The 17,112-nt window shown below is 59.7% G+C and carries 13 protein-coding genes and 7 pseudogenes; 8 read left to right on the plus strand and 12 right to left on the minus strand.

Annotated features, from left to right (window positions below):
• Positions 1–19 precede the first annotated feature (19 nt).
• Together ASC86_RS07435 and ASC86_RS07440 are read right to left on the minus strand one after the other, a co-directional pair.
• The gene (locus ASC86_RS07435) at positions 20–883 is read right to left on the minus strand and encodes a D-amino-acid transaminase (protein ID WP_056318584.1); all 864 of its coding nucleotides are present in this window, start codon (positions 881–883) and stop codon (positions 20–22) included.
• 153 nt (positions 884–1,036) lie between these two features.
• Positions 1,037–1,945 (minus strand): LysR family transcriptional regulator, encoded by a 909-nt coding sequence (locus ASC86_RS07440; protein ID WP_056318586.1) that lies wholly within the window; start codon positions 1,943–1,945, stop codon positions 1,037–1,039.
• A gap of 104 nt (positions 1,946–2,049) precedes the next feature.
• Here ASC86_RS07440 and ASC86_RS07445 point away from each other — a divergent pair.
• The 3 genes and pseudogenes from ASC86_RS07445 to ASC86_RS07455 all read left to right on the plus strand — a co-directional run.
• A pseudogene (locus ASC86_RS07445) lies at positions 2,050–2,700 on the plus strand (alpha/beta hydrolase); the annotation flags it as partial.
• Between the two features lie 152 nt (positions 2,701–2,852).
• The gene (locus tag ASC86_RS07450) at positions 2,853–3,644 is read left to right on the plus strand and encodes a hypothetical protein (RefSeq protein WP_056318738.1); all 792 of its coding nucleotides are present in this window, start codon (positions 2,853–2,855) and stop codon (positions 3,642–3,644) included.
• A 189-nt stretch (positions 3,645–3,833) separates the two neighbouring features.
• Positions 3,834–4,607 carry a transporter gene (locus tag ASC86_RS07455; RefSeq protein WP_156386944.1) on the plus strand — a complete coding sequence of 258 codons (774 nt, stop codon included), beginning with the start codon at positions 3,834–3,836 and terminating at the stop codon, positions 4,605–4,607.
• A gap of 93 nt (positions 4,608–4,700) precedes the next feature.
• Here the strand turns inward: ASC86_RS07455 and ASC86_RS07460 are convergent.
• Positions 4,701–5,173: pseudogene (locus ASC86_RS07460) on the minus strand (OmpA family protein); the annotation flags it as partial.
• Between the two features lie 88 nt (positions 5,174–5,261).
• Positions 5,262–5,405, minus strand: a pseudogene (locus ASC86_RS26505) (response regulator); the annotation flags it as partial.
• Positions 5,406–5,511: 106 nt separating this feature from the next.
• Here ASC86_RS26505 and istA point away from each other — a divergent pair.
• From istA to ASC86_RS07490, 4 genes and pseudogenes are all read left to right on the plus strand, one after another.
• Positions 5,512–6,270: pseudogene (istA, locus tag ASC86_RS24995) on the plus strand (IS21 family transposase); the annotation flags it as partial.
• Positions 6,271–6,546, plus strand: a pseudogene (locus tag ASC86_RS07480) (ATP-binding protein); the annotation flags it as partial.
• Between the two features lie 137 nt (positions 6,547–6,683).
• Positions 6,684–8,670, plus strand: a pseudogene (locus ASC86_RS07485) (tetratricopeptide repeat protein); the annotation flags it as partial.
• Positions 8,671–9,028: 358 nt separating this feature from the next.
• Positions 9,029–9,931, plus strand: a complete 903-nt coding sequence (locus ASC86_RS07490) for a DMT family transporter (protein ID WP_056318597.1) — start codon at positions 9,029–9,031, stop codon at positions 9,929–9,931.
• Positions 9,932–9,976: 45 nt separating this feature from the next.
• Here ASC86_RS07490 and ASC86_RS07495 read toward each other — a convergent pair whose 3' ends face one another.
• The 7 genes and pseudogenes from ASC86_RS07495 to ASC86_RS25005 form a co-directional block, all read right to left on the minus strand.
• Positions 9,977–10,276 (minus strand): hypothetical protein, encoded by a 300-nt coding sequence (locus ASC86_RS07495; RefSeq protein ID WP_056318600.1) that lies wholly within the window; start codon positions 10,274–10,276, stop codon positions 9,977–9,979.
• 244 nt (positions 10,277–10,520) lie between these two features.
• The gene (locus ASC86_RS25000) at positions 10,521–10,772 is read right to left on the minus strand and encodes a hypothetical protein (RefSeq protein ID WP_200943787.1); all 252 of its coding nucleotides are present in this window, start codon (positions 10,770–10,772) and stop codon (positions 10,521–10,523) included.
• Between the two features lie 307 nt (positions 10,773–11,079).
• Positions 11,080–11,283 (minus strand): cold-shock protein, encoded by a 204-nt coding sequence (locus ASC86_RS07500; protein ID WP_056318744.1) that lies wholly within the window; start codon positions 11,281–11,283, stop codon positions 11,080–11,082.
• Between the two features lie 302 nt (positions 11,284–11,585).
• Positions 11,586–11,759, minus strand: coding sequence for a hypothetical protein (locus ASC86_RS25610; RefSeq protein WP_156386945.1), 174 nt, complete (start codon positions 11,757–11,759; stop codon positions 11,586–11,588).
• Between the two features lie 102 nt (positions 11,760–11,861).
• Positions 11,862–11,996, minus strand: a complete 135-nt coding sequence (locus tag ASC86_RS26855; RefSeq protein WP_280136968.1) for a hypothetical protein — start codon at positions 11,994–11,996, stop codon at positions 11,862–11,864.
• A 93-nt stretch (positions 11,997–12,089) separates the two neighbouring features.
• The gene (locus ASC86_RS26860; RefSeq protein ID WP_280136969.1) at positions 12,090–12,218 is read right to left on the minus strand and encodes a hypothetical protein; all 129 of its coding nucleotides are present in this window, start codon (positions 12,216–12,218) and stop codon (positions 12,090–12,092) included.
• Between the two features lie 73 nt (positions 12,219–12,291).
• Positions 12,292–12,425 (minus strand): annotated as a pseudogene (locus ASC86_RS25005) (IS5/IS1182 family transposase); the annotation flags it as partial.
• Positions 12,426–12,780: 355 nt separating this feature from the next.
• On the opposite strand from ASC86_RS25005, the gene ASC86_RS07505 reads away from it, so the two are divergent.
• Positions 12,781–14,652, plus strand: a complete 1,872-nt coding sequence (locus ASC86_RS07505) for a calcium-binding protein (RefSeq protein ID WP_056318602.1) — start codon at positions 12,781–12,783, stop codon at positions 14,650–14,652.
• 196 nt (positions 14,653–14,848) lie between these two features.
• Here ASC86_RS07505 and ASC86_RS07510 read toward each other — a convergent pair whose 3' ends face one another.
• Complete coding sequence (locus tag ASC86_RS07510) at positions 14,849–16,942, minus strand: NAD(P)-binding protein (RefSeq protein ID WP_056318606.1); 2,094 nt, start codon at positions 16,940–16,942, stop codon at positions 14,849–14,851.
• Between the last annotated feature and the right edge of the window lie 170 nt (positions 16,943–17,112).

The raw sequence follows: 17,112 nt of genomic DNA on the forward strand, positions 1-17,112 counted from the left end.
TTGGTGGGTGTCATTGCCGCTACAGGACGGGCTCGGATCGGGTGCGAGCGAGATCTAGATAGGCGGCTTGCAGACGACGCGTGACCGGACCGGGGGTTCCGTCCCCGATCACCCGTTGTGCAACTCTGATGATGGGCGTGACGAGGCTCGACGCGCTCGTCAGGAATGCTTCCTTTGCCTCATAGGCTTCCTGGAGGGTGAAGCGACGTTCTTCGATGATCACGCCCCCTTCCTTGGCAAGCTTCTGGAGCGCGCGGCGAGTGCAGCCAGGCAGTACCGCCTGGGAGTTCGGCCGGGTGAGGACCACGTTGTCCTTGGTCAAAATGAAAGCCGTTGAAGACGCGCCTTCGGTGATATAGCCGTCTTCGACGAACCAGACCTCGTGGAAGCCGCCGGCGTTGGCCTTCTTCTTGGCGAGGACCTGACCGAGCAGCATGATCGTCTTGATGTCGCGCCGCGACCAGCGGGGATCGTCAGTGACATCGACGGCGACGCCGTTGCGAACGGACGGCGCATCGACCAGAGACTTCGCTTGCGTGAAGGCGATGAAGTTTGGCCGCATCCCTTCCGCATAGCCGAAATCGCGGTCGGCCGAGCCGCGTGTGACCTGCAGATAGACGACGCCCTCCCTCAACTGGTTACGGCGGATCAGGTCGACCTGGATTTCGAGAATCTGCTCGATGGCCATCGGCATCGGGATTGCGATCTCGTGGAGAGAGCGTTCCAGCCGGGCGAGATGCAGGTCGTTATCGACCAGACGACCGTCGATCACGGCGGTCACCTCATAGATGCCGTCGGCAAAAAGAAAACCACGGTCGAAAATCGAGATGAAAGCATCTTCTTCCGCCTTGAAGGCGCCATTTATGTATACCGTCCTGCCCACAACCTGCCTCGTATTTTCTGTTCGGGCGGAAGCTAGGCAATAAAGCGCGGATAGGCCAATGCATTGTTTTCCAAGGGCTATGAAAAATATGCATAGGCAGGTTTTTCGGGCCGTCCACCGCGTGAGACAGCCTTCCGGGAAGGGGGCGTGCGCTTACCGCGTGTGCAGATCGCGAATGCCGCGCCACAATCGCTCCACGACCGGTCGCGAAGTGACGGCGTGGCGATAAATGCGAATCGTGACGTCGATGTTCCAGCGGGGATCACGGCTTGCTGGCGCAAGGCGGCCATCGAGCAGTTCTTGTTCGACGAGCTTTTCGGGAAGCCAGGCGACCCCCCAACCGGCAAGTGCCATGGCCTTCAACGCAACCGATATAGTGTTTTCGTGAACGACGTTGTGCTTGAAAGGGTGTTCCGAGCTGAAACGCTTGGCCAGCGCTACGCCGAAGAAGGAGTACTCACCGTAGCTCAGATAGGGAACCGGTTTGCCTGTCTCGGTGCACCGGTCGAGCGGCGGTCCTTCCGGATCGGGCAACGACACCGGCAGCAGCGTTTCCTCGCCCATATCGATAAACGGAAAGCGGTTGGTATCGAGGAAGAACGGCACGTCGCTATGGGCATATGTTAAGAAAAAGTCGACATCGCCGTCGACGAGCATCGCGACATTGTCCTCGATTCCGCCCCTATCCGGGACGAGCTTCGAGCGGAGCGGCTCGACGTTCCGCTCCAGATCTCGGAGCCATTGAGGAAAGAAGGTGACGGCCAGCGTTTGCAAAGCGGCGAAGGCGACAACGTCCGCTCGCGGTCCCTTGGGGCGCAGGGTGTCGCGTGTGCTGTAAAAATTACGAATGGCCTCTTGCGCGACTGGAAGGAATGCCTTGCCTTCCTTCGTGAGTTCCGCCGGAAAGGTGGCTCGGTTCACGAGAAGTACGCCCAGCCAGTTCTCCAGCTGCTTGATCCGCCGGCTGAAGGCGGATTGCGTGATCGCACGCTCCTGTGCCGCCCGAGAAAAGCTGAGGGTCGCGGTGAGCACGACGAAATCTTCCAGCCATTTGAGTTCCAAGTGCCGCTTCCCTGCCGTTAACCCTGAAGTAACCCATAGGGCCACACCAATGCCTTTGGCCAGCAGAATTGAGTGAATAACGTCTTCCAATATCTCGACGCAGTCTGGCATGCGATCCGGAGGTGAAGGAAGTGTCGATCCTGGCCCATTCGACGGGCAACTGGCTCGCGCTCGAATCCCTCCGCCAGATGGCGATCCGCAACGGCGGGCTCCCGAAGAAATTCAAGGATGTGATGTTGGCGGCGCCGGATGTCGATGTTGATATTTTCGGCTCGCAGATTGCCGACATGGGCGATCAACGCCCGCATTTTACGCTGTTCGTTTGCGCGATCGCCGTGCTATTGCATTTTCCCAACGGGTCTGGGGCAATGTTTCCCGGCTCGGACCATCGACCCGGAGCAGTCCACCCTACAACGAGGAACTGGCCGAAAACGATATCTCGGTGATTGACCTCACCAAGATCAAGGCGGAAGATAGTCTGCACCACAGCAAGTTTGCCGAGTCGCCCGAGATCGTGCAACTGATCGGCCACCGCCTGTCGAGCGGCCAAACGCTGACCGATAGCCGCCTTGAACTTGGCGACCACTTCGTGGACGCGACGGCCGGAGCCGCGCAAGCAGTTGGAACCGCCGCGGCTTGGTCGTTTCGGCCCCGCAGCGATCGTCGATCAGAACGGGCGGGAGAATTACGCTCAAAATGTCGAGATGCTTGTCGGGCCGCCCGATGTAAGGGGTACGACCGATAAGAATACTTGAGACAGGAGCAGTCGGACCGCGAGATCGCACTGCAGCCGGTAGACAGCTGGAGGTTTGCGAGAACGTAAATTGGTTAAAACGCGGCCTCCATCTACAATGATCGAGAACGTAAATCGAACTTGGTCGCATACGCGGCGCTATTGGGGGTCAGCATGAAATCAAATCTACTTCTCGCTCTGTCAGCGATCGGAACAAGCCTCGTCGGTCATGGGGCAATGGCTGCCGACATCTACTCGCCGATGACGCCGCAGGCTCAGCAGACGACGACGGAAGACGGCTGGACGTTTTCTTTTGCCCCCTATTTCTGGGCAGCCGGTTTGCACGGGGAAGTCGGGCAGTTGGGATTGCCTACCGTGGACGTCGATGCCAGCTTCAGCGATATCCTGGACCACCTCGACTTCGGCGCCATGGCCATGGGTGAAGCTCGCAACGGTCCTTACAGCATCTTCGGCGATGTCATGTATTCCAAGATTTCGGGGCAGGCCGGTACACCACGAGGTATCCTGGCCACGGACGTCGAGCTCAAATCCGAAACCTTTGCGGGGCTGCTCGGTGTAGGATACTCCCTCCTGGAGAATAATGGCGCAAGGCTCGAAGTGGTCGGCGGCCTGCGGGTCTGGTCCGTCGAAAGCCAGCTTTCCTTCAGCGGCGGGGTTCTCGACGGGCGTTCCAGGAGCGATGAGGAAACCTGGGTGGACGGCCTGGCCGGCTTTCGCGGCACCTATTCGCTCACTCCGGAAATTTATCTGACAGGATGGGGTTTCATCGGCGCGGGCGGCGCCAACCTCGATTGGGACGTCGCGGCGGCCATCGGCTACCGGTTCAGCGATACGATTTCGGCGACTGCCGGCTACCGCGCCCTGGGTGTGGACTACAGCAATGATGGGTTCGTGTTCGATGCGGTCCAGCAGGGCCCAGTCCTCGGTCTGGTCGTGCGGTTCTAAGATAATCGCGTGCCGCGCGACGTTCGGTAGGCGTTGAAAAACATCAAGCACACCGATCGCCGCGAGTGTAAGCGGTTGGAACGCCGCGGACGCTGAAGTAACGCCGTCTTGAGGCGAGACGGCATGGACAATCTTTGAATCGAAGGGCCGGATCATAAAATGAGACCGCATCACAGAACTGCTTGTTCGATGGTATTTTTTATGGCCACCGCCGGGTCAGCCCTGGGGCAAGAGTCCGGCGCGGACCTCGCCAAGAAGCTCAGCAATCCGATCGCTTCGCTCATCAGCGTGCCTTTTCAGTTCAACTATGATCGTGGATACGGTTCGGAAGATGGCAATCGCGAAGTCCTCAACATCCAGCCGGTCATACCCATCTCGCTCAACGAAGACTGGAATGTCATCTCGCGCACGATTCTGCCGGTGATTTCGCAGAATGACATAGCTGGACAATCCGGACACCAGTTCGGGCTCGGGGATATCACTCAGAGCCTGTTCTTTTCTCCGAAGCAACCTGGTCCCGACGGGATCATCTGGGGTGCAGGACCGGCCTTTCTTATCCCGACGGCAACCGACGATCTGCTTGGAACTGGACAATGGGGAGCCGGCCCCACGGCTGTTGCTTTGAAGCAGGATGGGCCTTGGACATATGGTCTACTGGCCAATCATATCTGGTCTTTCGCCGGCCGGAATGACCGGCAGGATGTCAGCTCGACGTTTCTGCAGCCATTTGTTTCCTATACCACGCCCGATGCCTGGACCTTTGCTTTGAACACGGAAAGCTCCTACGATTGGGTGCAAGACGAGTGGTCGGTTCCGGTCAATTTTCAAGTGTCCAAACTGGTGAAACTCGGTGAACAGCCCGTCAGCTTCACTGCGGGCGCCCGCTACTGGGCGCAGTCCCCCGAAAATGGCCCGCAAGGATGGGGGTTCAGGGCGGGAGTAACGTTCTTGTTCCCGAAGTGACGACGAGCCACGCCATAGCGATCCGCAGACCGTTCGCCACGTCGCCAACGAAAAGTTCATTGTGAATCGGCATGGTGGGCGACCCCATTCGTCGACGAGTCCCAAGTTTATCAGTTGGACGCGACGGTTGTCTGCAGCCTGCGGGTTAGCCGGGTCCAAGGCCACTCCTGCCCGACGCCGATGGCAAAGAGACGGTCCGGCGCGATGGCGAATTCGGTGGAAAGCGCTTCAGTAATGACGTTCACCCGTTCCTCACTGAGTTGGAGATTGTGCTGAGCGTCGCCCGTCGAGCTTGAACCTTGTATTGCCGCAAGTTCGGATGATGCAGGGCATCGTCGATCAGTTGCGAGAGTTTCGACAGGTGCTGCCAGTACGGAAGGCCGGCAACGCCCTTGTCGGCACTTGCGGACGCTTCTTCCACCATGGCTAGATCGATGGCGGGCGCGACACCCTCCACCGCCCGAGCGTGCGCACGAGCTGTTTGTCGCCCAGTTCCTGGGCCATAGTCTGGCCGGAAACCAGCGTGAGGCGATCAAAAACAAAGCGCTAAGTCGAATGCTCATCATCTTCTTCCTTCTGCTTCCCGACAGGGTTCAGCCACGGCACAATTGCTCCCAGCGCGAGGATGATGATGAGGGATTTGAACAAACGGCCTCAAGAGAGGGAGGAACGCTGAAGCGCATCGTTGATGGCCGTGACCAAAGATTGCGCCGGGAATGGCTTATGAAGATATGCGACACACCCGGCATTGAGCGCTTCGCGCTCGAGGATTTCGTTGTCCACGGCCGTGATGAAAATGGCGGGTAGTGTTGATTCGCACTGAGAGCTAACCCGGGATTGGGGGAAATTATCACTGAGATTTGACCCATGTTCCAATCATCCCTCGCGAGGTTTCAGCGGGGGCAGGACCGGCCTGTCCCGGAACACTGTCCGCAAATACCTGCGCCTTGATGGCGTGGAGCCGAAGTTCAAGGTCCCGGAGCGACCTAGCAGCCTTGATCCGTTCGCGGATCGGCTGTCGGCTTTGCTGAAGACGGAATCCAAGAAGGGCCGCAAGCAAAAGCGCACCCTGAAGCAACTTCATGCCGACTTGGTGAGCCTCGGCTATGACGGTTCTTATTGCCGTGTTGCGGCCTTTGCCCAGGAATGGAAGGCAGACCGGCAGAGGGAATTCCAGACGACGGGGCACGGGAATGTTAGTGCCTCTGGCCTTCGAACCGGGCAAAGCGTTCCAGTTCGATTGGTCGCAGGACTGGGCCATCATCGGCAATGAGCGCACCAAGCTGCAGGTGGCGCATATGAAGCTGAGCTACAGTCGTGCCTTCATCGTTCGGGCCTATCTCCTGCAGACGCGCGAGATGCTGTTCGACGCCCGCAACCATGCCTTCCGCGTGTTTGGCGGCATCCCGGCCGCGGCATCTACGACAATATGCGCACGGCGATCGACAAGGTCGGCCGTGGCAAGGAGCGCGACGTCAACGTGCGCTTCATGGCGATGGCAAGCCACTATGTGTTCGAACCCGAGTTCTGCAATCCGGCATCCGGTTGGGAAAAAGGACAGGTCGAGAAGAACGTTCAGGATGCGCGTCATCGCTTCTTCCAACCTGTTCCGCGCTTTCCATCATTGGATGCCCTGAACCACTGGTTGGAGCTTCGATGCCAGATCGCCAACCGCCTGGCGCATTCCGATCTCGTCATTCTCGACGAGCTTGGCTGCCTGCCGTTCAGCGCTTCAGGCGGGGTGGTGCTTTTCCATCTGTTGAGCAAGCTCTACGAGCACACCAGCGTCATCATCACGACCAACTTGAGCTTCAGCGAATGGGCCAGCGTCTTCGGCGATCCCAAGATGACGACCGCGCTGCTCGATCGGCTCACCCATCGTTGCCACATCCTCGAAACCGGAAACGGCAGCTTCCGCTTCAAACAGTTCGGCTCATGAGACCAAAACGACGACGGAGAAACACAGGAACTTGACCACCACGACTGACACGAACGATACCTAAAGGCGGGGCACTTCTCGGCGCAACTCTCGGGTCAGCTCTCAGTGCAAATCAACACTTCTCACGTCGGGGCGGCCGGTTCATCGTCCGCACCGAAGGGCCGGACGGCAAGGAGGCGGAGTTCGAGGTCAAGTACACATTCGCCTATGAGCCGCTCCAACAATATCTGATCGACCTCGGCAGCGGCAAGCTGCAGGCTGCAGGCTCTCGATATCGCCTGGGACACGCAAAAACAGCAATGGTTCTGGCTCGGCGAAGGCGCCCCGGCGAAACCTGGCTCGACGTTTCATTGGACAGGTCCGTTCTATCGATGGAACCGCACCTGTATCGACTGTCATTCCACCGATCCCCAGACCGGCTTCCAACCGCAGGCGACCGAGTATCAATCATCCTATGTCGCGACCAGCATCGGCTGCCAGTCCTGTCACGGCGGTGGTGCAAACCATGTCGACTGGGCGAGAGCCAAACTTAGGAATGCGCAAACGGCAGCAGTTGCAGGCTTCGGCCTGTCGAAGGTCGATGCGAACACCTGCTTCGCCTGCCATGCGCGCCGGACCCGGCTTGTCGATGACTATCAGCCGGGAGGCTCCTTTCTCGACAATTTTTCCCCGGCGTTGCTGCGTAGCGATCTTTACTTTCCAGACGGCCAAATTCTGGATGAGGTCTTCGAATATGGTTCCTTCCAGCAGAGCAAGATGGCAAGAGCAGGCGTGACGTGCTTCGACTGCCACCGCCCGCATGAGGGCCGCGTAAAGGCCGTTGGAAATGCGCTCTGCACACAATGCCACACTTCGGATGTGCCGGAGCGCTTTAGCAGCGCCGATCCGAGCGGCACTTTCGATACTCCAGCCCATACGCATCATCCGGAAGGCTCCGCTGGCGCACTCTGCGCCAACTGCCACATGCCCGAGCGGACCTACATGAAGATCGATCGTCGGCGCGACCATTCTTTCGTGATCCCGCGGCCCGACCTTTCGGAGATGTACGGAGCGCCGAACGCCTGTACGTCGTGCCACAACGGCAGGACGTACAAGTGGGCCTCGCAAATCCTGGACAAATGGTTTGGCGCAGGCTGGCGCAAGCGACCGACGATCGCACATGCCTTCGCAGCCGCTGCGAAAAACAACGATGCTGCGATCGAGGCCTTGCGGACATTGGTCGGCGACGGAAAACAGGCCGGAATAGTCGAAGGAAGCGCTATTGCCGAGATGGGCAGGCTCGCTGGAACTGATGTTGCTGCAGATGTGAAGGCGGCAGCGGAGAGCCCCGACTCGCTGGTGCGTCTTGGGGCAGCCGAGGCCGCTGCCAATTTGCCGCCGCAGTATCGGCTGTATGCCATCGGTGGTCTCGTCAGCGACGACGTGCGCGCGGTGCGGGTGGCTGCGGCCAGGGCGCTGGGAGCCACGCAGTCGCTGGACTTTCTCGGCGATAGACGTCGTGATTTCGACCGTGCAGTGGCCGACTTGAAAACGTATGTACAAGCAAACGCTGACGTTGCCGAGACCCAAAGCGGCTATGGAACGTTTTTGCTCGAACAGGGACGTCCAGAGGAAGCGGAGAAGGCACTCTGCCAGGCGATCCAACTCGATCCCGCCCTTGCGGGCGCACGCATCAACCTCGCCGAACTCTACCGCGCAACAGGGGAGGGCGGGAAATCGGAACAGACATACGCGGAAGCCGTGGCAGCCGATCCGGACCGGGCCGACCTTCGCTACGGGCACGGTTTGTCGCTCGTGCGCCAGAAGGCAATAGAGGAGGCGATAGGAGAACTGAAGACGGCCGTGCGTCTTAATCCCGGCAACGCCAGATACAGGACAACGGCAGCGATCGCTCTGGATTCCGTCGGCCGAATGGAGGACGCTTTTGCGCTCTTCGATCCGGCCCTTGCAGATGGCGCAACGGACCCCGATCTGCTCGGCACGGCCATTCAGATCGGGCTGAAGCTTCGCCGCTATGGCGAAACACTCAGATTTGCGGAGGCGCTGGCGCGTCTGCAGCCGGATAATCCCCAAATCGCAGAGCTCGTTAGACAGCTACAAGCCATGGGTCGGGATGGAAAATGAACGACGAACAACGCGATGCTGGACAATCGGCGACGCTCACTCTCGAAAAAAGAAACACGGTGAGCCTTGCCACTCGCTTCGATAGTCGTCCTTGATCTTCGTTATCTGCTCGAAGGAATCGACTGGCGAATACCGCAAAAACCTAGCGTCAGAGCTCTGCTGGATAATGGAAATGGCTGGAAGGTGGGAGTGAATATGATTCTATCTCGCCATGACCGATGCGGCCGATCAGCCTCCCCACGACCTTGTCAGCATGACAGCCATGCCACGGCATCCCTCGTCGCCATCGAAATTTTTCATGTGAAGTGCATCCCAGTATGCCCTATGGACATCGCCAGTCCATCACCACGGAACCCTGATGACCGATCAAGCTCTTGCCGCGCCGGTTTCTACACGCCACCCCTTCCTCTGGCCGCTGATGGCGGCGCTCCTGGTCATCGGGTGGAGTTCCGGCTTTGTCGGCATCCGCTATGCCAGCGAGGGCGCAAGCGTGCTGCTCGTGCTGTTCTGGCGCACGCTGCTGTCGGGGCTGATCCTGCTGCCCTTTGCCCTGGCCATCGGGCCGCGCCTGCGGCTGCGCGTCGTCGTCGAGCAGATGCTGTTCGGCGTGATGTCGGTGTTCCTGTATCTCGGCGGCTTTGCGCTGGCGATCGAACAGCGGGTGCCGACGGGTCTGGTCGCGCTGATCTCTGATCTGCTGCCACTGGCGATCGCGGTTCTGTCGCAACCCGTGCTCGGCGAAAAGGTCGGCGCCCGGCAATGGCTCGGCACGGCGATCGCCGTGGCGGGCGTGCTTGTCGTTTCGCTCGACAGTCTCAGCCTGGGCACAGCCCCGCTCTGGGCCTACGGCCTCACCATCGGCTCAATGCTGGTCTTTGCCTTCGCGTCGGTGCTGCACAAGCGCCGGCCGGCACTTCGGATGCCTGTGCACCAGAGCCTCTGTATCCATATGCTCACCGGGGCGCTGTTGTTCGGCCTCTGCGCGGCATACCAGGGAAACATGGCGCCGCCGATGACGATGGACTTTGCCATCGGCATGGCCTGGCTGGTTCTTATCGCCACCTTCGCCGCCTATTCGGTCTATTATACCAGCCTGCGGCTGTTCCCGGTGGCCAAGGTCAGCGCGGCGATCTATCTCAGTCCACCCGTCACCATGCTCTGGGCCTGGGCGCTGTTTTCCGAGCCTTTGACGCCGGTCATGTTCATCGGCCTGGCGGTGACGCTGGTGGGCGTCTGGATGACCTCGCGAACCGGGGCATAAAGCTCGTCGCCGTTAATTATGAGCGCTGGCGTTCTCGCCGCCTCCTTACTCGACCTCGTCTGCCGTCGTCTCGCTTATGTGCGCAGAACGTATGTCATTATCCGTGATATGGAGGAGATTGGCGTCGGTAACACCCTCTCGATCGAACTTTTCGCTCGCTATGCGTTCGAGTGCAGGCCTATGCCGCTTGAGCAATCCGACCGGGCCAACCGAACTCGGGCCGAGCGATTGCAGTGAGCTGGCATAGATGAAGACGTCGATCGTCATTCCCTCGGTCGTCTGCATTGGCCAGAACAGCCCGAGTTCCTTCGGCGCCGACGCGCCTTGCTTTCTGATAAGCGGCATTTCGTTTCCTGCATATATTTCTATTCGATGGGGCAGGTTCAATCCAGCGTGCTGTGCGAACCGCCCCGTCCTTCCGATCGAGACGGACGAACGATGGTGATGTGGGGCGTCACGACAGGAAGTCAAATGATCGTTTCAACAGGGCGATCCCTGCCGAAATGACGAAGGGCGCTCGACCCTTTCGGGGAGCGCCCTTCGGACCCGGACAACTACGAACGCGCGACAGAACCATCGCTGCAGGCAGTCATCGATTACGGGTAGTGAGAGATAGATAGGGCGGCATCGCCGGGAATTCAAGGCCGTCTGAAGCATCCGTTGTGCGAAGCGGTAAGCCAAGGCAGGCATCGCAAATGCCGCAGCCATCATCGTCCATCGGCTGGTCGGCCCGCTCGCAACAGAGGCAAACGACAGAACATCTGAGCCGGCCCCTATTTCCGCTCGGCACCACGATTTCTGCCTCATCGTTCGATACGATATCGATGACGAATTCCTTCATCGCCCACGTCTCCGTTGACCTCCTCATGAAGAGATAAGAGCCACGGTGCGCTTTGCAATGGTGAACGCTGGCGAGATCGCGTCCGCTTTCCGTAAGGGGATGGTCTCCCACAGCGAACGTCTACGGCATTTCCTCTATCGCGGAGCCTCGAGCTTAATGCCGCTCATCGATGACGCTGTGCAGCGAAGAGGTTGCGAGCACAGGGAATAAGCCGGCTCGCTCTTGAGCTGTTGTTTCCGGCGAACCAGATCGGCTTACCCTTGAAACCATCGGCGGCGGCAACTAGCCGCCGCGTCAGGCAGGTCGATCAGATCGCGCGAACGTCCTCTGCTTTCGACTTTCCAGTCTTGCGGTCCTGGCCAATGTCATAGCTGACCTTCGCGCCATCCTTAAGAGGACCGCCCGACAGCACCGCCGAGATATGGACAAACACATCCTGGCCCCCATCGTCGGGCGTGATGAAGCCAAAACCCTTGTCCTGATTGAAAAACTTAACGGTACCGGTTGCCATAGTGATCCTCGTAAACTGATTGGCGTTGACGCCGCCGCGGAGCATAGTCGGCACGCGGTACGTCTGCAACCAGGCATTTACAGTCATTTTGGAAGAGCGGGAACAACAATGCTGCACACGGCTTCGGAGGCGGTCGCGAAATCTGCAGCAGACCCGTGGAACATGGATACCCCAGAGGTCGCAGCAAGGCCGATCGAGACATAGCCGACGATCCGGCGTTCGCCGACATGCCCATCAGCGTGGAGCATCGATCACCGGGAACGCGCCAAGAGCTCTTATTCTCCCGCTCTGCGCGGGTATGATCACGGCGCTGTCATGATCGCATAAAGCACGATCACCGCATAGAGCGTGAAGGCCGCGACGGCGATGCTGCTGATGACGACAACGGCACCCTTGCCGAATAGCAGCTTTCTCCGCTTTTGAGCGGATGGGTCGCTCGATGGTGAGAGCCCGGTCGGAGTTTTGTTTTCAGTCATGGTGGGAACCTTCCTCAGAAGGATACCAACTGTAGATCGCAGTTATAGTTCCGGGAACCGGGTAACGCGGAGGTCGCCAGTGCTGCAAAGGCTCCGGAGAAATCAGGATGGCGCGACGATCACAGCAGTGTTGGCCGTGTTCATCGCGGCAGGCTTGTAGAAGCCGTTGTAGACGAGCAGCAGCGCCAGGAAGACGAATAGGCAGGCGATCAGGAAAAGAATGTTCCTAGGGGTCATGGGAATTCCTCCGACGGGTGAACCACCTACCACCGGAAAAGGTTCCACGGTTCCTATTCGTCGCCGCCATCAGCCCTGCTTCACGGCAGGCGCTCACTTTTTCTTAGTCGCGCTCTCGCTGTTCTTGACCTGTGAACCCAGGACAGGAGCAACCTTTTCAGCCTTCTTGTCCTTCTTCGGTTTGCGTGTCTCTTTATTACTGCGAACCTGACCTTTGGCCATGACCTGAACTCCGTCGATTGGTGCGTTTACAATAGTATCCTGAATAGCCCATAGGGCCAGGACTCGTTGATAATAGCCAGAAGAGAGCTGTTGCCGCCAGAGCGAGTGCGGAGAAGACGACCGTCGGGCATCGGTCATATCTGGTGGCGACGCGTCGCCAGTCCTCGAGTGACGGAACATGATCTCGATGCGGTTGCGACGTTTGTATACTGGTCCTGGATTTCGAGATTTTTCCGATGTGCTTCGGCAACGTCAGCGGCGGTTTATCCCTTCAGATCGTGGCGATCCATAAAGATGGCCATCATCTGAGCACGTGACAGATTTGCTTGACTTCATTCGGCGATTTTAAGCGCGAACACCTGCTTCCGCAATTGTTAGATATTTCGAATGCGACACAACGAAAACGGCAGGCCGCGGTTTTGGAGCGGTCACTGAAACAATTGAAACAATTTCGCAAGCAAAACGATCTCAAACAGAAACAAAAACGAACAATAGTCCTCCCCATCCGGTCGGCGCGAACCGACATGTGGATTTTCGAAAACCAACGAAGGGCGAACATCAGATGGGTCAGTATCAAATCAAGCTGGGAGCCGGCGACAACAAGTGGACAGCACCGGACGACGACAACTATTATATCGAGGGTGAGGGCGGCAACGACACGATCACCACCGGTGACGGCGACGATTACATCTACGGCGGCATCGGCGACGATATCATCGATTCCGAAGACGGCTACGACATGATCTATGGCGGTGGCGGCAATGACACCATTCGCATCGGCTCGATCGCACAATTCTTCCCGGGCGGGCAGGGCATCGTCTACGGAGGTAGCGGCGACGATACCATCATCAACTATACCGACAGCAGCGCCAAGCTCTATGGCGAGGATGGCAACGACGAGTTCATTCTGGCCGGCTATGGCAAGGCCTATGGCGGCAACGGCAACGACATCTTCAATGTCGGCGATGTCAGCGACAACCTCGACATGGACCTCTACGGCGGCGCTGGCGATGACCGTTATATCGATATCGGCGGCGACTTCACCACCCGCATCCACGAGGACGCCAATGGCGGCATCGACACCGTGCGCGTGCTACTCGGCGTCGATTACACGCTGGACGCCAATGTCGAGAACCTCGAAGTGGACAATTATGTCTACGAGGAAACCACGATGACGCTTGCCGATTTCGAAACGCCCGACGGCGGCGGGGAGTTGAAGGGTAACGATCTGTCGAACCGCATGACCGGCGCCGGCCGCAGCGAGACTTTCAGGGGTGCTGGCGGTAACGACGTCATCAGCGGCAAGGACGGGCATGACAATCTGTTCGGCGACAGCGGCAACGACATGCTCTTCGGCGACGATGGCAACGACAATCTCTATGGCGGTGCAGGCAACGACCACCTCGAAGGCGGGCGCGACGCCGACCGCATCGACGGCGGCGATGGCAACGATTTCCTCGACGGCGGCACCGGTGCGGATTCGATGTGGGGCGGTCAGGGCAACGATACGTTCGTGGTCGACACCCTGTCGGACAAGGTCATCGAAGCCGGCGGCGGCGGTAGCGATACCGTCATTTCCAGGGTGGCGAGCTACACGATCGGCGACTACATCGAAAACCTCTCGCTTGGCGGCAGCGGTGATCAAAGCGGCTACGGTAACCGCTACGACAACAGCCTCTCCGGCGGCAACGGCAACAATTACATCGACGGTCGAGCCGGTAACGACACGATCTTCGGCATCGGCGGCAATGATATGCTGCATGGTGGCGACGGCAATGACGGCATCGGCGGCGGCACCGGCGATGACATGATCTACGGCGAAAACGGCGATGACGCCCTCTACGGTCAGGACGGCGTCGATTTCATCTGGGGTGGTGCCGGCAAGGACAAGATCGACGGCGGTGCCGGCGGCGACGTTCTCAACGGTGACGACGGCTATGACGAAGTCTACGGCGGCGCAGGCAACGATTTCGTCAATGGCGGTGTCGGCATCGACCAGCTTTGGGGCGGCGACGGAAACGACAAACTCGACGGCGGCGCCGATATCGACGCCCTCCACGGTGATGCGGGCAACGACACGCTGATCGGCGGCGCGCTCGGCGACAGCCTCTGGGGCGGTACCGGTGCCGACATGTTCAAGTTCAAATCCGTCTCCGACAGCACGACCAGCGGCTGGGACACCATCAAGGACTTCGAGCGCGGCCTCGACAAGATCGACCTCTCCTCGATCGATGCCAACACCAAGGTCGCAGGCGACAATGCCTTCAGCTTCACCATCGACAAGCCGATGGATGGCGTCGCCGGCTCCCTGTGGACGACCAAGGCAAACGGCAGCACGACTGTCTACGGTGACGTGAACGGTGACGGCGCGGCCGATTTCCGGATCGATCTGGTCGGCATTACCGGCGTCTCCGGCTCGGATTTCCTAATGTAAGACCGTCTATCGCGATATCGATGGAAAAGGAAAACCCCGCCGTGTTCTCGCGGCGGGGACAAGTTGCGTAAGGGTGCCCTGAGGCATGAGGATCAAGGCGATGGCAGCTCGTTTCGAAAGTATCGGGCGGCTCGTCAAACGGTCGCCCCACCATCAAAAGGTTGCACGTTATCCTGCGGTTTTGGTTCGCCCTGCCTTACGCAGAACGTGGACCATAAAGCTTTGCGATATCTTCCCGCAGGAAGGGTGCCAGATCCCTGTCGGCCGGCTCCATATAGGCCCGGGCGTATTGATGGCCTGAATACACCGCTGCAGCGATGAGACCGGGGGCGAGGCAATCACCGAGGCGGGTCACGGTTCTGATGCCGGCATCGGCCCATTCGTCTTCACGCGCCTTCAGTTCCAGCCACAGGGTTTCGTCCGGCAGGCGGGCGGTGACCGGGATGAGGGTGGCGCAGTCGATGACCTGGGACTTGCCGCCATAGATGCACGAGAGTTCGAGCCGATCTTTGGTGCGGCCGGCAAGCGCCTTCGCCGTGATGATATCGACGCCAAGATCGATCAGCCGCCGCTGCACCCGGCCCTGTTCCAGCGTATTTCTGCTCCAGGGAGAGACCTGGGTTTCGGGGGTCACGAACGTCACTGCGCGGCCCGCCTTGGCCAGCAGTTCGGCAAGCACGCTGCCCATGTAGAAGCAGTCGTCGTCGAAGACGGTCACGGGGCCATCCTCGGCCACGGCTGCCACGCCCTCCCGCAAGAGGGCGTCGGGTGAGACGAGCCTGCCCTCGGTGATGAAGCCGAGGGGGATGCGGTGGGTGCGTCCGACACCGTCGATGCGCCAGCTTGCGCCGGTGGCGATCGCCACATGGGGGATGGCGTATTGCAGCACGTCGTCGGCGGAAAGCGGGCTGTGCAGGTAAAGCTCGGCATTCGGACGCACGCCCAGTTGCCCGACGCGCCAGTCGCGCACGCGGCCCCAGGTGCCAAGTCCCGGCAGGCGGCATTCGCGCGCCACGCGCCCGCCCCATTCGCTGCCGCCTTCCGCCAGCACGACATCGACGCCGCGCTGGGCAAGCGCCCGCGCCGCTTCGAGGCCCGCCGGCCCGCCGCCGATGACGAGGGCGGGTTCCGGCGCCGCAGCTGCCGTGATGATTTCCGGATGCCAGCCCTTGCGCCATTCCTCGCCGATCGTCGGGTTCTGCGTACAGCGCATCGGCACATTGGTATTGTCGCCGGAGGTGCAGATGTTGCAGCCGATGCATTCGCGGATATCGTCGATGCGGCCTTCCTCGATCTTCTTCGGCAGATACGGATCGGCGATCGAGGGGCGGGCAGCGCCGATAAAATCGAGAATGCCCTGCCGGATCGCTCGCGCCATGCTGTCCGGCGAGGTGTAACGGCCGACGCCGACCACCGGCTTCGTGGTGACGGATTTGACGAAACGGGTATAGGGCTCCTGATAGCCCTCTTCGGAAAAGCGGGCCGTCTGGCTGTCGTTCGACCAGTCGGAAAGGTTGACGTCCCAAAGATCGGGAAGCTCCGCCAGCGCCGTGATGATGTCCCTGCCTTCTCCTTCGCTGGTGATGCCGGCCGGCCCCATCAGTTCATCGACGGCAAGGCGCACGGCAATCGCGCACGTGTCGCCGATCGCTTCGCGCGTATCGTCGAGGATTTCGCGGAACAGGCGCAGCCGGTTTTCGAAAGAGCCGCCATACTCGTCGGTGCGATTGTTATGGCGGCGGGAGAGGAAATGCTGCAGCACGCTCATATCGTGGCCGGCATAGACATAGACGATATCGAAGCCCGCCTTTTTGGCGCGCAATGCGGCGTTGCGATACCAGCGGCGCATGTCGGCGATGTCGGTCTTGTCCATGGCACGCGCCTGAACGGGATCGAGGCTGTCGGTGATGGCGTGCGAAGGGGCAAGCGGGATCATCCGGCTGAAGCGGTTGGCGACATGAAGGCCGTTGTGCACGAGCTGGATGGCCGCAAGACTGCCATGGGCGTGGATGCGTTGGGTGACGGCGGAAAGCGCCGGAAGATCGCCATCATCCCACAGACGCGCTTCATTGGCCGGTGTGAGATCCGAGGTCGGATGGATTTCCGCTTCCTGGGTGGAGACGACGGCCCAGCCGCCCTCGGCCTTCATGCCGCGCAGTTGGGCTTCCGCGTTGGGATAGCGGTATCCCATGCCGGAACAGTGCGGTACCTGATAGAAGCGGTTGCGCGCCGTGACCGGGCCGATCTTGACGGGTTCGAAGAGGATATCGAAGCGGGGATCGCGGGACATGGCTGGTATCCTGAAGGGTACGGAATGCCGCAGGGAAGGGCGGCGGATGATTCTTCGGCAAGATATCGCCACCGCCTGATCAGGCAAGAGGATTATTATACGTTTGTATAGTTTCTTTTCGCAGGCAAGGTCTATGTCAGTCTGGCCCTTCGCCTCTTCGAGCCTGCACA

The sequence above is a fragment of the Rhizobium sp. Root1212 genome, assembly GCF_001424985.1.
In the GTDB taxonomy this organism is placed as follows: Bacteria; Pseudomonadota; Alphaproteobacteria; order Rhizobiales; family Rhizobiaceae; genus Pararhizobium.

Coding starts and splice junctions, on each gene's coding strand:
- ASC86_RS07450 (WP_056318738.1), top strand. CDS start 2,853: ATGAAATCAAATCTACTTCTCGCTCTGTCAGCGATCGGAACAAGCCTC.
- ASC86_RS07455 (WP_156386944.1), top strand. CDS start 3,834: ATGGTATTTTTTATGGCCACCGCCGGGTCAGCCCTGGGGCAAGAGTCC.
- ASC86_RS07490 (WP_056318597.1), top strand. CDS start 9,029: ATGACCGATCAAGCTCTTGCCGCGCCGGTTTCTACACGCCACCCCTTC.
- ASC86_RS07495 (WP_056318600.1), bottom strand. CDS start 10,276: ATGCCGCTTATCAGAAAGCAAGGCGCGTCGGCGCCGAAGGAACTCGGG.
- ASC86_RS25000 (WP_200943787.1), bottom strand. CDS start 10,772: ATGAAGGAATTCGTCATCGATATCGTATCGAACGATGAGGCAGAAATC.
- ASC86_RS07500 (WP_056318744.1), bottom strand. CDS start 11,283: ATGGCAACCGGTACCGTTAAGTTTTTCAATCAGGACAAGGGTTTTGGC.
- ASC86_RS25610 (WP_156386945.1), bottom strand. CDS start 11,759: ATGACTGAAAACAAAACTCCGACCGGGCTCTCACCATCGAGCGACCCA.
- ASC86_RS26855 (WP_280136968.1), bottom strand. CDS start 11,996: ATGACCCCTAGGAACATTCTTTTCCTGATCGCCTGCCTATTCGTCTTC.
- ASC86_RS26860 (WP_280136969.1), bottom strand. CDS start 12,218: ATGGCCAAAGGTCAGGTTCGCAGTAATAAAGAGACACGCAAACCGAAG.
- ASC86_RS07505 (WP_056318602.1), top strand. CDS start 12,781: ATGGGTCAGTATCAAATCAAGCTGGGAGCCGGCGACAACAAGTGGACA.
- ASC86_RS07510 (WP_056318606.1), bottom strand. CDS start 16,942: ATGTCCCGCGATCCCCGCTTCGATATCCTCTTCGAACCCGTCAAGATC.